Here is a 15,288-nt window from a genome sequence, read left to right on the forward strand (position 1 = left end):
CTGCAGACAGGTAGCTAAGTCTTTTGGGTTCCCTCGCCCCCAATAACAAAAAGGTGCACTATGAGCCACTTTTCTCTTGCTCAGCAGCGTAAAGCGCTGGGCTACCTCGTGATTTTTCATTTACTGATCATTGCCTCCAGCAACTACTTGGTGCAGATCCCCTTTACGGTATGGGGGTTTCATACCACGTGGGGAGCGTTTACCTTTCCGTTTATTTTCTTGGCGACGGATTTAACGGTCAGGATCTATGGTCCAGCATTGGCACGCCGTATTATCTTGCTGGTCATGGTACCTTCGCTGCTGATTTCTTACGTATTATCCGTCTTGTTTTACCAAGGCAGCTATCAAGGCATGGAACAGCTGGGTACGTTTAATCTCACCGTTGCGCGAATTGCGATTGCCAGCTTTATGGCTTATCTGCTCGGCCAGATCTTAGATATTCATGTGTTTAACCGGTTACGCCAGCAACGCCAATGGTGGGTCGCGCCGAGTTGTTCTACCTTGTTTGGTAATGCGTCAGACACGCTCGCGTTCTTTGCGATTGCGTTTTACCAAAGCCAGGATGCCTTTATGGCCGAGCATTGGGTTGAAATTGCCTTGGTAGACTATGCCTTTAAGCTGATTATTAGCTTGGGGCTGTTTATTCCTATGTATGGGGTGTTACTCAACTTGATTATTCGACGAATCACACAGGTGACGCCGTCGGCGACGGTACAGCAAACGTCCTAATTAGTAGCAGAATAAAGAGTCGCATCGCGGCTCTTTTTTTACATCAATGCGGGGAGGTGAGATGGAAATTCGTGCTGGGCACTTAGAGGAGGCGGTAACGGTACTTAACAGCGTGCCCGAGTTGGATGCGGGTGTATCCTTGGAGCAATGCCACGCGCGATTAGCCGGACGCAAGGCATTGGTATTGGTGGGATATCTACACGGTGAGCCTGTGGGGGCGAAAATAGGCTATGCCACCAGTGAGACCCAGTTTTATAGCTGGCTCGGCGGAGTGACCAAAGCGGCCCGTGGCAAAGGGGTGGCGAAAGCGCTACTCAAGGCTCAAGAAGCGTGGGTTGATGAGTCGGGTTATCAAACGCTTGCGGTTAAATCACGCAACCGCTTTACCGCGATGGTGTGCATGCTGGTTTGTCATGGCTATCAGATTGTGGCGTTGGAGGAAAAGGGTCAGCCTGCTGACTATCGCCTTTATTTTGAGAAGCAGATCAATAATTGAGCAGTGAATGCAAAATAATCGCATTTTCTTCTTGATGAACGATAATGAGAATGGTTATTATTAACTTGCACTCAGGGCAAGCCCACATGCTTAACCCTGAAGGCACGACATTGCTCACATTGCTTCCAGTGTATTAGCGGGGCGCTTATCAGACAGTGATTAAGTTAGCCTATTTTTGCTAGGCGACACCTCTCGGGTGTCGCTTTTTTCTTTTCTGGGCAAGGGCTTTTCGAACCTGGGTTGTTGGTGTGATTGCTGTGGGTGCAATGACAGTTTGATGACAGTGAGAGAGTCTGCGCACAAGATCAACAAATGAAAAAGATTCTCAATTAAGTGTTGAAAACGGCAATGAGAATGGTTATTGTTAACTTGTCTTCAGGGCCAAGCCCACATGCTCAGCGCTGAAGGCACGACATTGCTCACATTGCTTCCAGTGTATTGGGGCCAGCAAACTGTTACTAAGACAGCTTTGATTTTGCGCTCACTTGTTATAGCGACGCCCATCTCGGCGTCGCTTTTTTCTTTTCTCTTCTTTGTCTCTTTGTGGATGAGCGTGGCTTAGGCGAGCTCAACCAATTTTTTTACCATACGATTGATACCAACGGCCGCATCAGTGACGGATGTCGCGAGCATATAGGCGGGGGTGGAAAGCAGATGGTGACGTTGGTCTAACACATAATCCGATACCGGACACTCTATATGTTCACCCCCCATACGGTTAAAGGCGGCGGCGATATCAGGCTCATTACCAATGGTGCCTTTGACGCCTTTCGGGTAGATCTGCGGGATCATAATAGGGGCAATACACATATAGCCAGCAGGCTTCTCGGAACGGGCAAAGGCCTGACACACCGCAAACATATCTTGGTGCACCTGAACCGGATCGCCATTGTAGGCAAAATCCGACAAGTTTTTCGCTGCCCCAAAGCCCCCGGGAACCAGTAAGGCGTCGAAGTCATCGGCGTTCAGATCGGTCAGCGGAAGAATATCTCCACGTACAATGCGGCTGGCTTCAGTGAGCACATTACGCGTTTCGCTCATCGCCTCGCCAGTACGATGGTTAATGACATGGTGCTGATCGATATCTGGCGCAAAGCACTGCCATTGGGCATCGTTTTGCTCAAGGGCAAGTAGGGATAACACAGTTTCTTGGATCTCGGCACCGTCAAACACGCCGCAGCCAGATAAGATCACAGCAACCTTTTTCATGACGCTCTCCTTGTATCGGCATTTACAATATTGCAATCAGAGTGGGCAATGCATAAAGCATCGTCTACGCTTAATGGCGTTTGACAGTGTCGCATTGGCCAAGGGCTTATGCGAAATAGTAGTCAAGATCGCAAGATAAATTGGTGATTATCTCCGCAGTTTGTGATGACTTTCTCTGCAACCTTTGACACCGATAGCGATTTCTTTTTCCACACCACAGGATCCTTTTTCGATCAAGATCCAGATCCTGGTTTTTTATTTAAGTTGATGTTTTTATTTAATAAAAAATCAATTTTTCATGCTTGTTTAGACAAAATCAAAATCCTATAAAATAATTACCAACAAAGTTATCCACAGATTGGCGACCTTGTGGGAAAAACCATGGTTAACAGGGGTCGAGACTCGTGGCATGCTTAACGGCTAACGTGTTTAACTGGCGATCAAGATTCTGATATGGCAACTCTTCCCGACAATCCGTTAATCCTTGTGGATGGCTCTTCGTATCTTTACCGGGCATACCATGCGTCTCCCAATCTCACTAATAGCCAAGGCGAACCCACTGGCGCGGTGTTTGGGGTGGTGAATATGCTGCGCAGCCTGTTGCGACAGTACCCGCATTCGCATGTGGCGGTGATTTTTGATGCCAAAGGGAAGACGTTCCGTGACGACATGTACGAGCAGTACAAAGCCAACCGTCCACCGATGCCAGAGGATCTACGCGGGCAAATTGAACCTTTGCACAAGATTATCAACGCGATGGGCTTGCCTTTACTGGCGGTAGAGGGCGTGGAAGCCGACGATGTTATCGGCACGCTCGCCACTCAAGCCTCGAAAGCGGGGATGCCGGTGCTTATCAGTACGGGTGATAAAGACATGGCGCAGTTGGTGGATGAGCATGTCACCTTAATCAACACCATGACTAATGTGGTGATGGATCCTGAGGCGGTGCGTGAGAAGTATGGTTTCGGCCCTGAGCATATTATTGACTATCTGGCTCTGATGGGCGACAAAGTCGATAATATTCCTGGCGTACCGGGTGTGGGCGATAAAACCGCGACCGCGTTGATTGCCAATCTAGGTGGCTTGGACGATATTTACGCCAACCTTGATAAGATTGCTGAGCTCAGCTTCCGCGGCGCCAAAAGCATGGCGAAGAAATTGACTGAGCATCGAGAAGCCGCTTACCTGTCATATCAACTCGCTACGATTAAATTGGATGTAGCGCTCGATTTCACCCCTGAACAGCTGGTCAAGCAAGCGCCTGATAATGACACCTTGGTGACCATGTATCGTGATTTGCAATTCCGCCGCTGGCTCAAAGAGCTGGATGAAGGTGATGCGCCGGAAGAAGTGGTGTCTGATGAACCTATCTCGCAAGCGGCCACGATTGACCGTAGTGGCTACCAAACGCTATTAACGCGGGACGCACTAGACACTTGGCTGAAGAAAATTCGTGACGCTGAGGTGGTGGCGGTCGATACCGAAACCGATAGTCTCAACTATATGGAAGCCAATCTGGTTGGGATTTCATTTGCCGTCGCGCCAGGTGAAGCGGCCTATGTACCCGTGGCTCATGATTATCTGGAAGCGCCCGCGCAGTTATCGCTGGATGAAGTGCTGGAGGTGTTGCGTCCTTGGTTGGAAGATCCTTCAGCCGCGAAAGTTGGCCAGAATCTGAAATATGATGCCAGTGTGTTTGCGCGTCACGGGATCACCTTAAAAGGGCTCGCCTATGACACCATGCTGGAATCGTACGTCTATAACAGTGTGGCGGGACGTCATGACATGGACAGCCTCGCTGAGCGCTACTTGCAGCACACCTGCATCAGCTTTGAAGAGATAGCGGGGAAAGGCAAGAAACAACTGACCTTTAACCAAATCCCTCTTGAGCAAGCGGCACCTTATGCGGCGGAAGATGCCGATATTACGTTGCGTTTGCACCAATACCTGATTGGTAAAGTCACCAGTGACGAGAAACTGAAAACTATCTTTGAGTGCTACGAGATGCCGCTAGTCAGTGTGTTGTCGCGTATGGAACGTCATGGAGTGCTAATCGACAAAGACAAGCTGGCGACCCAATCAGAAGCGTTACATACTCGTTTGATTGAGCTTGAGCGTGAAGCGTTTGAGATTGCTGGTGAGGAGTTCAACTTAAGCTCGCCCAAGCAACTACAAGCGATTTTGTTTGAGAAAATGGGCCTGCCGGTGGTAAAGAAAACTCCATCAGGCAGCCCCTCAACCAATGAAGAAGTGCTGCAAGAGCTCTCACTCGACTACCCGCTGCCAGCGCGGATTTTGGAATACCGTGGGTTGGCAAAACTCAAATCGACTTACACGGACAAATTGCCGCGCATGATCAATGCGCAAACCGGCCGCGTGCATACCTCGTATCATCAAGCCGTTACTGCAACAGGGCGCTTATCGTCCACCGATCCGAACTTACAAAATATCCCTATTCGTAACGAACAGGGTCGCCGTATTCGAGAAGCCTTCACCGCGGAACCGGATCACACGATTTTGGCGGTCGATTACTCGCAAATCGAATTGCGGATTATGGCGCACTTATCCGGTGATAAAGCCTTGCTAGAAGCCTTCCGTGAGGGCAAAGATATTCACGCCGCCACCGCAGCGGAAGTGATGGGGGTAAGCCTCGATGAAGTCACCAGTGAACAGCGTCGCCGCGCCAAAGCAATCAACTTTGGCCTGATTTATGGCATGAGTGCCTTTGGCTTATCTCGTCAATTAGGGATTGGTCGCCATGAAGCACAAAGCTATATGGATACTTACTTTGAGCGTTATCCAGGCGTGAAGGCCTACATGGACCGCACCCGTGAACAAGCAGCGGAAAAAGGCTATGTGGAAACCATTTTTGGTCGTCGCCTCTATTTGCCAGAAATTAAATCGCGTAATGGCATGCGTCGTAAAGGGGCAGAGCGCGCGGCAATCAATGCGCCGATGCAAGGAACCGCCGCCGATATTATCAAGCGTGCGATGATACTGGTTGATCAATGGATTCAAGCCAATGCGGCGGATGATGCTCGCCTAGTGATGCAAGTTCACGATGAACTGGTGTTGGAAGTCAAAACGTCATCAATGTCCAAAGTTGAAAGCCAAGTACGGAAATTGATGGCATCAGCGGCTGACTTGGATGTCCCTTTGATTGCCGAAGCCGGTTTCGGGGATAACTGGGGAGAAGCCCACTAAGTTCAGGGTTTTTATTGACCTTTCTGTCGTTTTATACCGAAAGCCGATATTTTTATCGGCTTTTTTTTGGTCACTATCCACCTGATCTTTGGCGTTTTTACTCTAAATCGCCTTATTTTTATGAAAAAAAATTACGTAAGATACTTTTCAATACTGAGTGATTGATATACAGTTAACAACGTAGGGTACAGAGGTAAGATGTTCTATCTTTCAGACCTTTTGTTTCACGTTATTGGATTTGGCTGATTCAGCAGCCCCAGTCAGGATACTGACTGGGGCTTTTTTTATTGGCTAATCGTCAACGCGATGAGTCGACCCTGCCACTGCCTTTTTTGTGTTTTGCTGATTCGCATCATCCCATTCTTTTCAAAAAAATTAGAGTAATTACTTTAATTATGGCTGGAGGCTTGGTTATAATGCGCACAGCTTCTTGTTCTTTATGTGTCTATGGGGGCTGATTGAGCTCGCTTACGCACAAAGATTCGCCGACTCTCGTATTGAGGGTCGGCTTTTTTTTATCTGCGTAAGCGACAGGTGGGCCCTACCCGTCCAAGAGGGTTAATCGGTTGGCTTTGGGTCGTCTGCGATCACCGGGGGTGTTTGTTGATACCAAGCGTCTAGTTTACGGCGCAATTTGTCGACGCCCATCCCTTTGAGCGATGAGTACAACTCGACCTCAACATCCCCGCAAAAGGCCAGTGACGCTTCGCGGATTTTCATCAGTTGCTGCTTACGTGCCCCTGATTTCAATTTGTCGGCTTTGGTCAGTAGCACTAACACCGGTAAGTGAGATTCAACCGCCCAGTAAATCAGTTGCTGATCCAAGTCTTTCATCGGATGACGAATATCCATCAAGACCACTAATCCGCCAAGTTGATCACGTTTTTGTAAATATTCCCCCAGTGAACGCTGCCACTTCTCTTTCATTTCCAACGGGACTTGGGCATAACCATAACCAGGTAGGTCGACAATGTGACACCCTTCGTCCACTTTAAAGAGGTTAATTAATTGTGTGCGCCCGGGTGTCTTACTGGTCTTTGCTAGGCTCTTTTGGTCACAAAGACGGTTAAGGGAGCTAGACTTACCGGCGTTGGAACGGCCAGCAAACGCAATCTCTATCCCCGTATTATCAGGAAGATGGCGAATGTCGGGTGCGCTGGTAACAAACTGGGTGTTACGGTAATTAAGTGATTGCTCCACTGTTAACTCCGTCTCGTCTTGGTGTAGTAGACTGATTACTTTTGTGTGAATTTGTGTAAAATAACCGTGCTCGGTTTTTGATCGGTAATTGTACCATGACGGTAACTAAGTAGTGGTACTGGAAGCTTGATAATTATAAACGGAATGTCATGAAGAAATTAGCGCTAATATTGACTCTCCTCGCCAGCACTTCAGTCTGGGCCCAAGGAGATGCTGAAGCGGGCAAAGCAAAATCCAATACCTGTGTCGCCTGTCACGGTGCTGACGGTAACAGTGTTTTGCCTGATTACCCAAACTTGGCGGGTCAGCACGCCAACTATCTAGAGAAACAACTGAAAGAATTTAAGCTCGGCGCGCAAAGCGGCGGTGAGCAGGGGCGTTATAACGCTGTGATGGCTGGTATGGTGGCACCGCTCTCTGAGCAGGACATGGCAGACTTAGCGGCTTACTATGCAACCTTAACACCCAAGCCTGGCACCACGCCCGAAACGGCCATCGAAGTAGGCCGTCAGCTCTACATGGCGGGCGATCCGGAGCGCGGTATTGCAGCCTGTACAGCCTGTCATGGTCCTCGCGGGAATGGCACCCCTTCTTCTGGTTTCCCGAAAATTTCTGGCCAGCCTGCGAAGTATCTAGCCAGTCAGTTGAAAATGTTCCGTGCCGGAGAGCGTCATAATGATATGAACAAAATGATGCGCTCGGTTGCGGCGAAACTGACGGACAAGGAAATTGATGCACTGTCTAACTACTTAGGCGGGCTCCACTAATAACCGAGCTGTCCAACGAAAACGGTGGCGTAATGTACGCCACCGTTTTTTTTATCTCTTCCATTTATGCGACAGTCTATGACGCTTGGCACGTATTTTGTCAGCACATCACTGATAGCGACAACGGCGACCTTCTGCGTAAGAGATTGGCTATTCTCTTGCAAGAAAAACACGTCATTTTTTGAAAGACATATTTTATGTTCATTTAAAATCAGTCAGTTACCTCTGTGTCTTGTTCCCTGATTCAATGTTTTATGGCTGGCATTCTAGGCAGTCGCGCTCATTGCGATATGCTACCACTATCAACAGGACGTTGGTCTTAAGGACAAGTGATTGAGCCAAGCAAGGCACATGAGCACCAGGACGGTCTGACCACAGGATGTGGATGTTGCCAAGGTAGGCGCACAAGGACGACGTGACACAGGATGTGTGGTGGGTGTCGAACGACAAGGACGCAGGAAGCGACTGACACGCAGGTATGCGACCCACGATAACAGGACGTTGATACTAAGGCGCCAAGCGCCATGAGTCAGGGATGAACAAGGTACCAGGACGGACACTATCCGCTTATTATCGCAAGCGCGATACGCGACAGGCTTTATGCCTGTCGCTTTTTTATTGACCCACTTTCTGCTACATTCGCGCCAGCATTTGGCATAGATGAATGATATGCAGCACTGCCCTTTATGTGAGCACACAACTACCCATCTTTATCACACCGACAAACGCAGAGCGTACCTTCAGTGCGCGGCGTGCGCGTTGGTGTTTGTTGAGCGCCAGGCATTGCTCGCGCCTGAAAATGAGAAAGCTATCTATGACTTACACCAAAATCACCCTGAGGATGACGGTTATCAGCGTTTTTTATCGCGTGTGATCAACCCTTTACTCGACCGCTTATCGGTGCCAGCAAAGGGGTTAGATTTTGGTTGTGGTCCTGGGCCTGTCTTGGCCAGTATGCTGCGAGACGCAGGGCATGATGTCGCCTGCTATGATCCCTTCTATGCGCCACAAACCGACGTACTGGATGCACATTATGACTTTATTACCTGTACGGAGGCCATCGAGCATTTCTATTGGCCAAAGGTGCAATGGCAGCAGTGGTTATCGATGCTCAAGCCGGGGGGTTACTTGGGCATCATGACCAAGCTGGTTAAAGATCCAGACGCTTTTTCACGCTGGCACTATAAGAATGATCTGACGCATGTCAGCTTTTTTAGCCGATATACATTCCAGTTTTTAGCTCACCAAGCGGGGTTGGAACTGACGTTTATCGGCAACGACGTAATTTTAATGAGGAAACCAGAGTCATGACGCGTAAAAAGAAAACGCGCCGCGTAGGATCGGAAGGCCCGGCGCAATACGTAGATAAGAATCAGAACGAGCAAGACCGCATTGCGCGAATGCTGAAAAAGCAAAAAAAGCGTAAAGGCAAAAAAGCCGGCTCGCGTCATTCAGAAGAAGACAACAAGCAAGTGCGTCGCAGCGGTGGCAAAAAAGACCCGCGCATAGGCAGTAAAAAGCCGATCCCATTGGGTACGGATGCAGAAAAACCTAAGCAACCCAAGCTCACACCAGAGCAAGAGCTCGCCAAGCTTGAGCAAGATCCACAATTGAACGTGTTGTTGGATAGAATCGAAAATGGCGAGAAATTAGGGGCGGGTTTACAAGCTTATGTGGATGAGAAGCTGGATCGGATTGAGGTGCTGATGGATAAACTGGGCCTGCTTGCCGACGATAATGAGTTGGATGATGACGACGACCTGCTGGCTAAATTTGAGCAACAGGACGATTAACAAGGAGTAACCGGTGCAGGAGTGGATCTGGATATTGGCAGGACTTGGGGCGCTCATTATTTTAGCGCTATCGGTTTACGCAGGCGTATTGCTGGCGAAGTTAAAGCGACAAACCAAGTGGCAAGCCGAGATGAAAGAGGCAGCGATCAACCAACGCAATGACAAAATCATTGAGAGTGTTGATGTGATTGCGTTTGCCGCACTACAGAATCAATGCGATTTATCGGAGGCTGCGATCCGCCTTTACATGATCATGGATCATCTACAAGGCGATAAACGGGTTGCGTTTGATAGCCGCTACCCGGCCTTGTTTGAACTGTATGAGGCGGTAAAAGATACCCCTCGCGGTGAGGCAAGGAAGGGATTGAAAAAGAATGAGCGCATGCGACTCGACTTAGACCGAGCCAAACATGAAGCGCGTTTGGAAGAGGCGATAAAAGTTGAGCTTGCGGAAATCCTCGCCTTCACCGGCGCGCGTCACATCCCTGATCATATCCTCACGCACTAAGTGTGACTGCCTGGAATGCAGCCTATCGTGGCTGCTTTCCTCTGTCATTTTGCCTCAATACCCTTATAATTATTGGGCGAAAATCGATCTCACCGACACTTTCGCAACACCAGTGCGGGTAGTGCTAAACACCTTACTCAAGGCTGTGGCACACTAGACGCTGTTACTCCTTTCCTAAGCGCTTTTGCGGAATGTAAGCCATGTCATCACCACAAATCATTTGGGATCAAGCCCTTATCAATAAGTACAACTATTCAGGGCCCCGTTATACGTCGTATCCGACGGCACTCGAATTTCATGAGGCGTTTGCGCCCGCGGAATTTGATATGGCGTGTAGTCAGTACCCTGAGCGCCCGTTGTCGTTGTATGTGCATATCCCGTTTTGCCATAAACTTTGTTATTACTGTGGCTGCAATAAAGTGGTGACACGGCACCAACACAAGGCGGATGAGTATCTAGATGCGCTTGAGCACGAAATCCGTCAGCGTGCTTTCTTGCTGGGTTCACGTCGAGTGACTCAGCTGCATTGGGGCGGTGGCACGCCCACCTTTCTCACCAAGGCGCAAATCTCCCGCTTAATGGGATTATTGCGTCAAGAGTTTGGTTTTGAGCGCGATGCGGAAATCAGCATTGAAGTCGACCCGCGCGAAATTCCACTCGATATGCTCGATCACCTGCGGAGCGAAGGTTTCAATCGCATCAGTATCGGGGTGCAAGACTTTGATAAAAAAGTGCAGCAGCTGGTCAATCGCGAGCAAGATGAAGACTTTATTCACGCCTTGGTTGAACGTGCCCGTGAACTGGGCTTCCGCTCCACCAACCTCGATTTGATTTATGGCTTGCCCAGCCAATCTCCAGAGGGGTTTGCCAAAACCTTAGCGCAAGTTTTGACGATGCGTCCGGGTCGACTCTCAGTGTTTAATTACGCGCACTTGCCTAATTTGTTCGCGGCGCAGCGCAAAATCAAAGAAGAGGATTTACCGTCTCCGGACGCCAAGCTCACCATGTTACAAGACACCATCAATACGTTAACAGGGGCAGGTTATCAGTTTATCGGGATGGATCACTTTGCTCTGCCTGATGATGAGCTGGCGGTGGCGCAGAGAGAAGGGCGTTTACATCGCAACTTCCAAGGCTATACCACGCAAGGTGACTGTGATCTGCTCGGACTCGGCGTATCGGCGATTTCGATGATTGGTGATTGTTACGCGCAGAACCAAAAAGAGATGAAAGCGTATTATCAGCAAGTGGATGCTGAACGCCATGCACTGTTTAAAGGCGTGATGCTTGAGGCGGATGATCGCATTCGTCGTGATGTCATAAAAGCGCTGATGTGTAACTTCACCTTAGAAAAAGCGGACATTGCGACACGTTACCAGATAGATTTTGATCAGTATTTTGCTGAAGATCTGGCGTTACTGCAGTGCTTTATTGATGACGAGTTGGTGCAAGTGACCGATCAAACGATTACGGTGACCAAAACAGGCCGTATGCTGATCCGCAATATCTGTATGAGCTTTGATGTTTATTTGCGAGATAGAGCGCGTCAGCAACAGTTTTCGCGGGTGATTTAGCCTAAAAAAACCGCCAAATGGCGGTTTTTTTACGGCGCGAGGCTCGTGTGGAGAGGCTCTACGGCGACCTAGCGTGTTGCCGCGTGGGCTGTCAGTGCGGCTTTCTCGCTATCAGACAAGAAAGCAATCGAAAGACCATTTTCTTGCAATGTGGTGATTTGCGCAGGGGTTAAGCCTGCGGCAGGGGCAGCCACTTCATACTCATAGGGCAGCTCAATGCCTTCTACCGCTGGGTCGTCGGTATTCAAGGACGCCAAAATGCCATGGTCGAGGAATTGACGCACAGGATGTTGTGCGAGATCGGCAATGGTGCTGGTTTGGATGTTTGACGTCAGGCAAGTTTCGATACCTATCTGGTGTTTAGCCAAATAATCCATCAGCGCTGGGTCCTCTATTGCCTTGACCCCGTGACCGATTCGGGTGGCGCCGAGCTCATTGATTGCCTGCCACATACTGGCGGCGCCAGCGGCTTCGCCCGCGTGTACGGTGACTTGCAGATCGCTGGCCCGTACTTTGGCAAAGTGCTCGGTGAATTGGTCACCTGGTTGGCCCAGCTCATCACCGGCCAGATCGATGGCGACTAAGTGTGATTTTTGCGTCAGTAGCGCATCGAGCTCGGCCATACATGCTTGCGTGCCGAAAGTACGGCTCATGATACCAATCAAGTTGGTTTTCACGCCAAAGTCGCGGCTACCCGCCTGCACACCATCTACCACGGCTTCTACCACCCCTTCGAGGGGGAGCTGATGCTTCAGCGCCATGTAGTAGGGCGAAAAGCGCAACTCGGCATAATCAATTTGAGCGTTTAAGGCATCTTCTACGTTTTCGTAGGCGACGCGGCGGACGGCATCTAAATCACCTAATACTGCCACGCCCCAATCGAGCTTAGACAGGAACGCGACCAAATCGGGTTCGGTCTCAACCACTTGCACATGTGGGCGCAATGACTCGATATCAGTAGCGGGTAGCGGCATCGCAAATTTTTGCCCTAATGCCAAAATGGTTTCGATACGAATATTGCCGTCTAGGTGGCGGTGTAAATCCGTCACGGGTAAGTCTTTTCTTATCATCATCGGTTCCCAGCAGGTGAGTTGGGGCTCAGTATAGCGAGTGACCTGCTCATCGTCAGTAGTCAGTGTGTCGATGGCGTGACAGCTATCGCGTGGGGAGCTTGTCCGTTACCCGTTCTGTTGGTTGCTCGGTGAGGGGCAGCGGTTTGGCAAACAAGAAACCTTGTGCAAAATGGCAACCGATGTCGCGCAGACGCTCGGCTTCTTCCTGGGTCTCTATCCCCTCGGCCACTAGGTGTACATCCATGCCACGTGTCATGGCAACCACGGCTTCAATGATGCGTTGGTTGGTGCTGTTTTCAGTCATCGAGTGAACGAAGCTGCGATCAATCTTAAGGCTATCAAACGCCATTTGGTGAAGGTATGCCAGCGATGAATAGCCGGTGCCAAAGTCATCGATAGCAATTTTAATTCCCAGCGCACGGATTTTGGTTAACCCTGAAGTTGCCAAGTGTTCGTGGCTCATCAGCTGTGACTCAGTGATCTCCAAGGTTAAATTATCCGCTGGCAGTTGAGTACGATCCAGCACGCTTTGCAGTTTGTCGATAAAGTCGGCCGACAGTAGCTGACGAGCGGATAAGTTCACGTGTAGCTGATAATTGGCTGGCCATAAGCCTTTTTGAATCTGCGCCACGGTGTCATAGGCGGCTTGCTCAAGTACCTGCATGCCGATTTGATTAATCAAGCCACTTTGTTCGGCCACGGGAATGAATTCAGCCGGGGAGACCATGCCGCGTGTAGGGTGGCGCCAGCGCACCAAGGCTTCTGCGCCGCAGAACCGGCCATCAAGCAAGCGGACAAAGGGTTGATAATAGACCTCAAACTGGTGATGCTGAACGGCGTGATGAAGCTCGAGGAGAAGCCGTGATTGCTCTTGAATCCGTGCCTGCATATTGGCTTCAAAGTACACGTACATCGCTGTTTCACTGCGTTTGGCTTCACTCAATGCGAGACCAGCGTGATCAAGGCCTTCATAGATGGCATCGCCAAAGGTGTAGCCAAAGACTACGCCCGCACATGCGTCGACCAGGACATCATCGTTGCCAATGGTGACGGGGCGCTTAAATAAACTCAATAACTGATCGACCAATGCCTCTGATTGCGTTCGGTTAGTGGTATTGGGCGCGAGAACGGCGAACTCATCGCCACGTACGCGTGCCAGTAGCATCCCAGAGCCATCGGAGAGGGCGCTGAGTCGATCGGCAATCGCGCATAAAAGCGTGTCCCCGCCTTCTTGTCCCAGGCTGTCATTAATATTACGAAAGCCATTGATCCCCAAAATCACCAAGGTATTGGGAGCGTGATAGCGTAAGCCAGCGGCCTGTTCAATCAAGCCTTCTCGCGTATAGAGTTGCGTGAGGTTATCTTGGCGGACTTGTTGACGCAGCGCATTGAAAGAATGCTGCAATTTGACCGACATATTATTAAACGCTTCTTTGAGTATCGCGATTTCCCGCAGGCTTGCGGGTGTATTGATGCGGTAAGTCAAGTTGCCGGATGCCAGTTTGGCTGCCGCTTCAGCGGTGTCTCTCAATGGGCGAGTCAGTTGGCGTATAATGAAATACACCACCGCAAGCCCGACCAGTGCCATGGCTACCACCAGATAAATACTGATTTCTTGCTGGCTAAGAAGGTTTTTTAACAGTAGCTGGTCGGGCAGTGCGACCACCACATACCATTGATGCTGAAAGGGAGCGGGCATTGCCACTTTTTTAATGGTGCCATAAAAATGGCCCTTATCGGCAATATCGAAATTAAAGGGCTTGCCTAAACGGCTGGGGTCGGGCGGCCACGCATTTGCGACCTGGCTAATCGTATTGTCGAGGACTGGATTATGGGTAATTGCAGGAAAGTGCAAGATATTGCTGGGACTTTCTTGGCCACTGTGGGCGACCATCCGACCCTCATCGTCGACAATAAATAATGCCCCCCCGAGCTTTTGTTGACGCTCGCTGAGGAAGCGGTTAAACGCATTGAGCTTGATGTCGCTGGCGACCACGCCCCACACATTATCATTGACCATCACCGGGGCGATGGCCGATAAGGAGACTTCACCGACTTCATCGGCATCACGATAAATGTCGGTCCAGCGCGGCTGCTCGCGATTAAAAGCAGGAATGTACCATGGGCGGATGCGTGGGTCGTAATGGTTGTCTTGGTAGATGACGTTAGCGTTTGGCGTGCGGCCATCAAAAATACGCAGTGTGCCTTGGGTCGCGTCACTCTGCTCCATCAAAATATACTGACCCGCTTGGCTTTTACGGTAGCCAAAATACGTCCCTTCGGCATCCACCCCGATACTGAGGACCTGCATGTAGGGCATGGCTTGGTAGAGGGAAGTGTAGCTATTGAGAAGATAATCACGCAGCCCTGAGTCGGTCATTGGCGTATCGCCAAGTCGGGCGGCAAGGCTGTCGGCGACAAAGATGTTGGCATTAAAGGGGTGAGCAAGATACTGGCGCAAGTCCCGCTCAATACCGACCGAGTAGTCTTCGAGTAATAACTTACCGACAAATTGTGAGCTGGAGCGATAGTGGTTGTTGATGGTAATAATGATCACGACCAACGTCAGTGTCAGGACGAGAAACACGGGGAGCATCACGGCAGCGCGTATCGACAATGGACGTAAGTTTCTCATCAGGACAACAACTTCACTCTTATCAGAAAAATAACACGATTGTTGGATTTTACCTCAATCTCTTTACTTAAATTTAGCAGAGGTTCAAAGAGTGTCAGTT

13 protein-coding genes are annotated in these 15,288 nt (G+C 49.8%); 9 read left to right on the top strand and 4 right to left on the bottom strand.

What is annotated here, in order from left to right; translation table 11 throughout:
• Positions 1 to 60 precede the first annotated feature (60 nt).
• The gene (locus tag BZG23_RS13075) at positions 61 to 729 is read left to right on the top strand and encodes a 7-cyano-7-deazaguanine/7-aminomethyl-7-deazaguanine transporter (RefSeq protein WP_046074459.1); all 669 of its coding nucleotides are present in this window, start codon (positions 61 to 63) and stop codon (positions 727 to 729) included.
• 61 nt (positions 730 to 790) lie between these two features.
• A complete protein-coding gene (locus BZG23_RS13080; protein ID WP_077607196.1) occupies positions 791 to 1,225 on the top strand; it encodes a GNAT family N-acetyltransferase in 435 nt (144 codons plus the stop codon).
• A 558-nt stretch (positions 1,226 to 1,783) separates the two neighbouring features.
• Here the strand turns inward: BZG23_RS13080 and elbB are convergent.
• Positions 1,784 to 2,434 (bottom strand): isoprenoid biosynthesis glyoxalase ElbB, encoded by a 651-nt coding sequence (gene elbB / locus BZG23_RS13085; protein WP_046074457.1) that lies wholly within the window; start codon positions 2,432 to 2,434, stop codon positions 1,784 to 1,786.
• A gap of 453 nt (positions 2,435 to 2,887) precedes the next feature.
• Here elbB and polA point away from each other — a divergent pair, with 453 nt between their 5' ends.
• Both polA and BZG23_RS16950 read left to right on the top strand, forming a co-directional pair.
• Complete coding sequence (gene polA, locus BZG23_RS13090; protein WP_077607197.1) at positions 2,888 to 5,638, top strand: DNA polymerase I; 2,751 nt, start codon at positions 2,888 to 2,890, stop codon at positions 5,636 to 5,638.
• Positions 5,639 to 5,836: 198 nt separating this feature from the next.
• On the top strand, positions 5,837 to 5,884 hold the full coding sequence (locus BZG23_RS16950) for a hypothetical protein (protein ID WP_438616993.1): 48 nt from the start codon (positions 5,837 to 5,839) through the stop codon (positions 5,882 to 5,884).
• 312 nt (positions 5,885 to 6,196) lie between these two features.
• On the opposite strand, the gene yihA is transcribed toward BZG23_RS16950, so the two are convergent.
• Positions 6,197 to 6,838 (bottom strand): ribosome biogenesis GTP-binding protein YihA/YsxC, encoded by a 642-nt coding sequence (gene yihA, locus BZG23_RS13095; RefSeq protein WP_077607198.1) that lies wholly within the window; start codon positions 6,836 to 6,838, stop codon positions 6,197 to 6,199.
• Positions 6,839 to 6,987: 149 nt separating this feature from the next.
• Here yihA and BZG23_RS13100 point away from each other — a divergent pair, with 149 nt between their 5' ends.
• From BZG23_RS13100 to hemN, 5 genes are all read left to right on the top strand, one after another.
• Positions 6,988 to 7,605: a c-type cytochrome gene (locus BZG23_RS13100; RefSeq protein ID WP_046074454.1), complete on the top strand. Its 618-nt coding sequence runs from the start codon at positions 6,988 to 6,990 to the stop codon at positions 7,603 to 7,605.
• A 669-nt stretch (positions 7,606 to 8,274) separates the two neighbouring features.
• Positions 8,275 to 8,916, top strand: a complete 642-nt coding sequence (locus BZG23_RS13105) for a class I SAM-dependent methyltransferase (protein WP_077607199.1) — start codon at positions 8,275 to 8,277, stop codon at positions 8,914 to 8,916.
• Positions 8,913 to 9,398, top strand: coding sequence for a Der GTPase-activating protein YihI (gene yihI, locus BZG23_RS13110; protein ID WP_046074452.1), 486 nt, complete (start codon positions 8,913 to 8,915; stop codon positions 9,396 to 9,398). The genes BZG23_RS13105 and yihI overlap by 4 nt, the downstream gene beginning before the upstream one ends.
• A 13-nt stretch (positions 9,399 to 9,411) precedes the next feature.
• Entirely contained in the window at positions 9,412 to 9,906 is a 495-nt protein-coding gene (locus tag BZG23_RS13115; protein ID WP_046074451.1) for a DUF2489 domain-containing protein, read from the top strand.
• Between the two features lie 200 nt (positions 9,907 to 10,106).
• Positions 10,107 to 11,480 carry an oxygen-independent coproporphyrinogen III oxidase gene (gene hemN, locus BZG23_RS13120; RefSeq protein WP_077607200.1) on the top strand — a complete coding sequence of 458 codons (1,374 nt, stop codon included), beginning with the start codon at positions 10,107 to 10,109 and terminating at the stop codon, positions 11,478 to 11,480.
• A gap of 68 nt (positions 11,481 to 11,548) precedes the next feature.
• Here the strand turns inward: hemN and add are convergent, their stop codons facing one another.
• Together add and BZG23_RS13130 are read right to left on the bottom strand one after the other, a co-directional pair.
• On the bottom strand, positions 11,549 to 12,550 hold the full coding sequence (gene add / locus BZG23_RS13125; RefSeq protein WP_077579490.1) for an adenosine deaminase: 1,002 nt from the start codon (positions 12,548 to 12,550) through the stop codon (positions 11,549 to 11,551).
• An 85-nt stretch (positions 12,551 to 12,635) separates the two neighbouring features.
• Positions 12,636 to 15,188 carry a bifunctional diguanylate cyclase/phosphodiesterase gene (locus tag BZG23_RS13130; protein WP_077607201.1) on the bottom strand — a complete coding sequence of 851 codons (2,553 nt, stop codon included), beginning with the start codon at positions 15,186 to 15,188 and terminating at the stop codon, positions 12,636 to 12,638.
• Positions 15,189 to 15,288 lie beyond the last annotated feature (100 nt).

The organism is Salinivibrio sp. ML290 (assembly GCF_001995695.1).
GTDB classification, from domain to species: Bacteria; Pseudomonadota; Gammaproteobacteria; order Enterobacterales; family Vibrionaceae; genus Salinivibrio; species Salinivibrio siamensis.

Bases quoted from the DNA above. Each gene is read 5' to 3' on its own strand.
- BZG23_RS13075 (WP_046074459.1), top strand. From the start codon at position 61: ATGAGCCACTTTTCTCTTGCTCAGCAGCGTAAAGCGCTGGGCTACCTC.
- BZG23_RS13080 (WP_077607196.1), top strand. From the start codon at position 791: ATGGAAATTCGTGCTGGGCACTTAGAGGAGGCGGTAACGGTACTTAAC.
- elbB (WP_046074457.1), bottom strand. From the start codon at position 2,434: ATGAAAAAGGTTGCTGTGATCTTATCTGGCTGCGGCGTGTTTGACGGT.
- polA (WP_077607197.1), top strand. From the start codon at position 2,888: ATGGCAACTCTTCCCGACAATCCGTTAATCCTTGTGGATGGCTCTTCG.
- BZG23_RS13100 (WP_046074454.1), top strand. From the start codon at position 6,988: ATGAAGAAATTAGCGCTAATATTGACTCTCCTCGCCAGCACTTCAGTC.
- BZG23_RS13105 (WP_077607199.1), top strand. From the start codon at position 8,275: ATGCAGCACTGCCCTTTATGTGAGCACACAACTACCCATCTTTATCAC.
- yihI (WP_046074452.1), top strand. From the start codon at position 8,913: ATGACGCGTAAAAAGAAAACGCGCCGCGTAGGATCGGAAGGCCCGGCG.
- hemN (WP_077607200.1), top strand. From the start codon at position 10,107: ATGTCATCACCACAAATCATTTGGGATCAAGCCCTTATCAATAAGTAC.
- add (WP_077579490.1), bottom strand. From the start codon at position 12,550: ATGATAAGAAAAGACTTACCCGTGACGGATTTACACCGCCACCTAGAC.
- BZG23_RS13130 (WP_077607201.1), bottom strand. From the start codon at position 15,188: ATGAGAAACTTACGTCCATTGTCGATACGCGCTGCCGTGATGCTCCCC.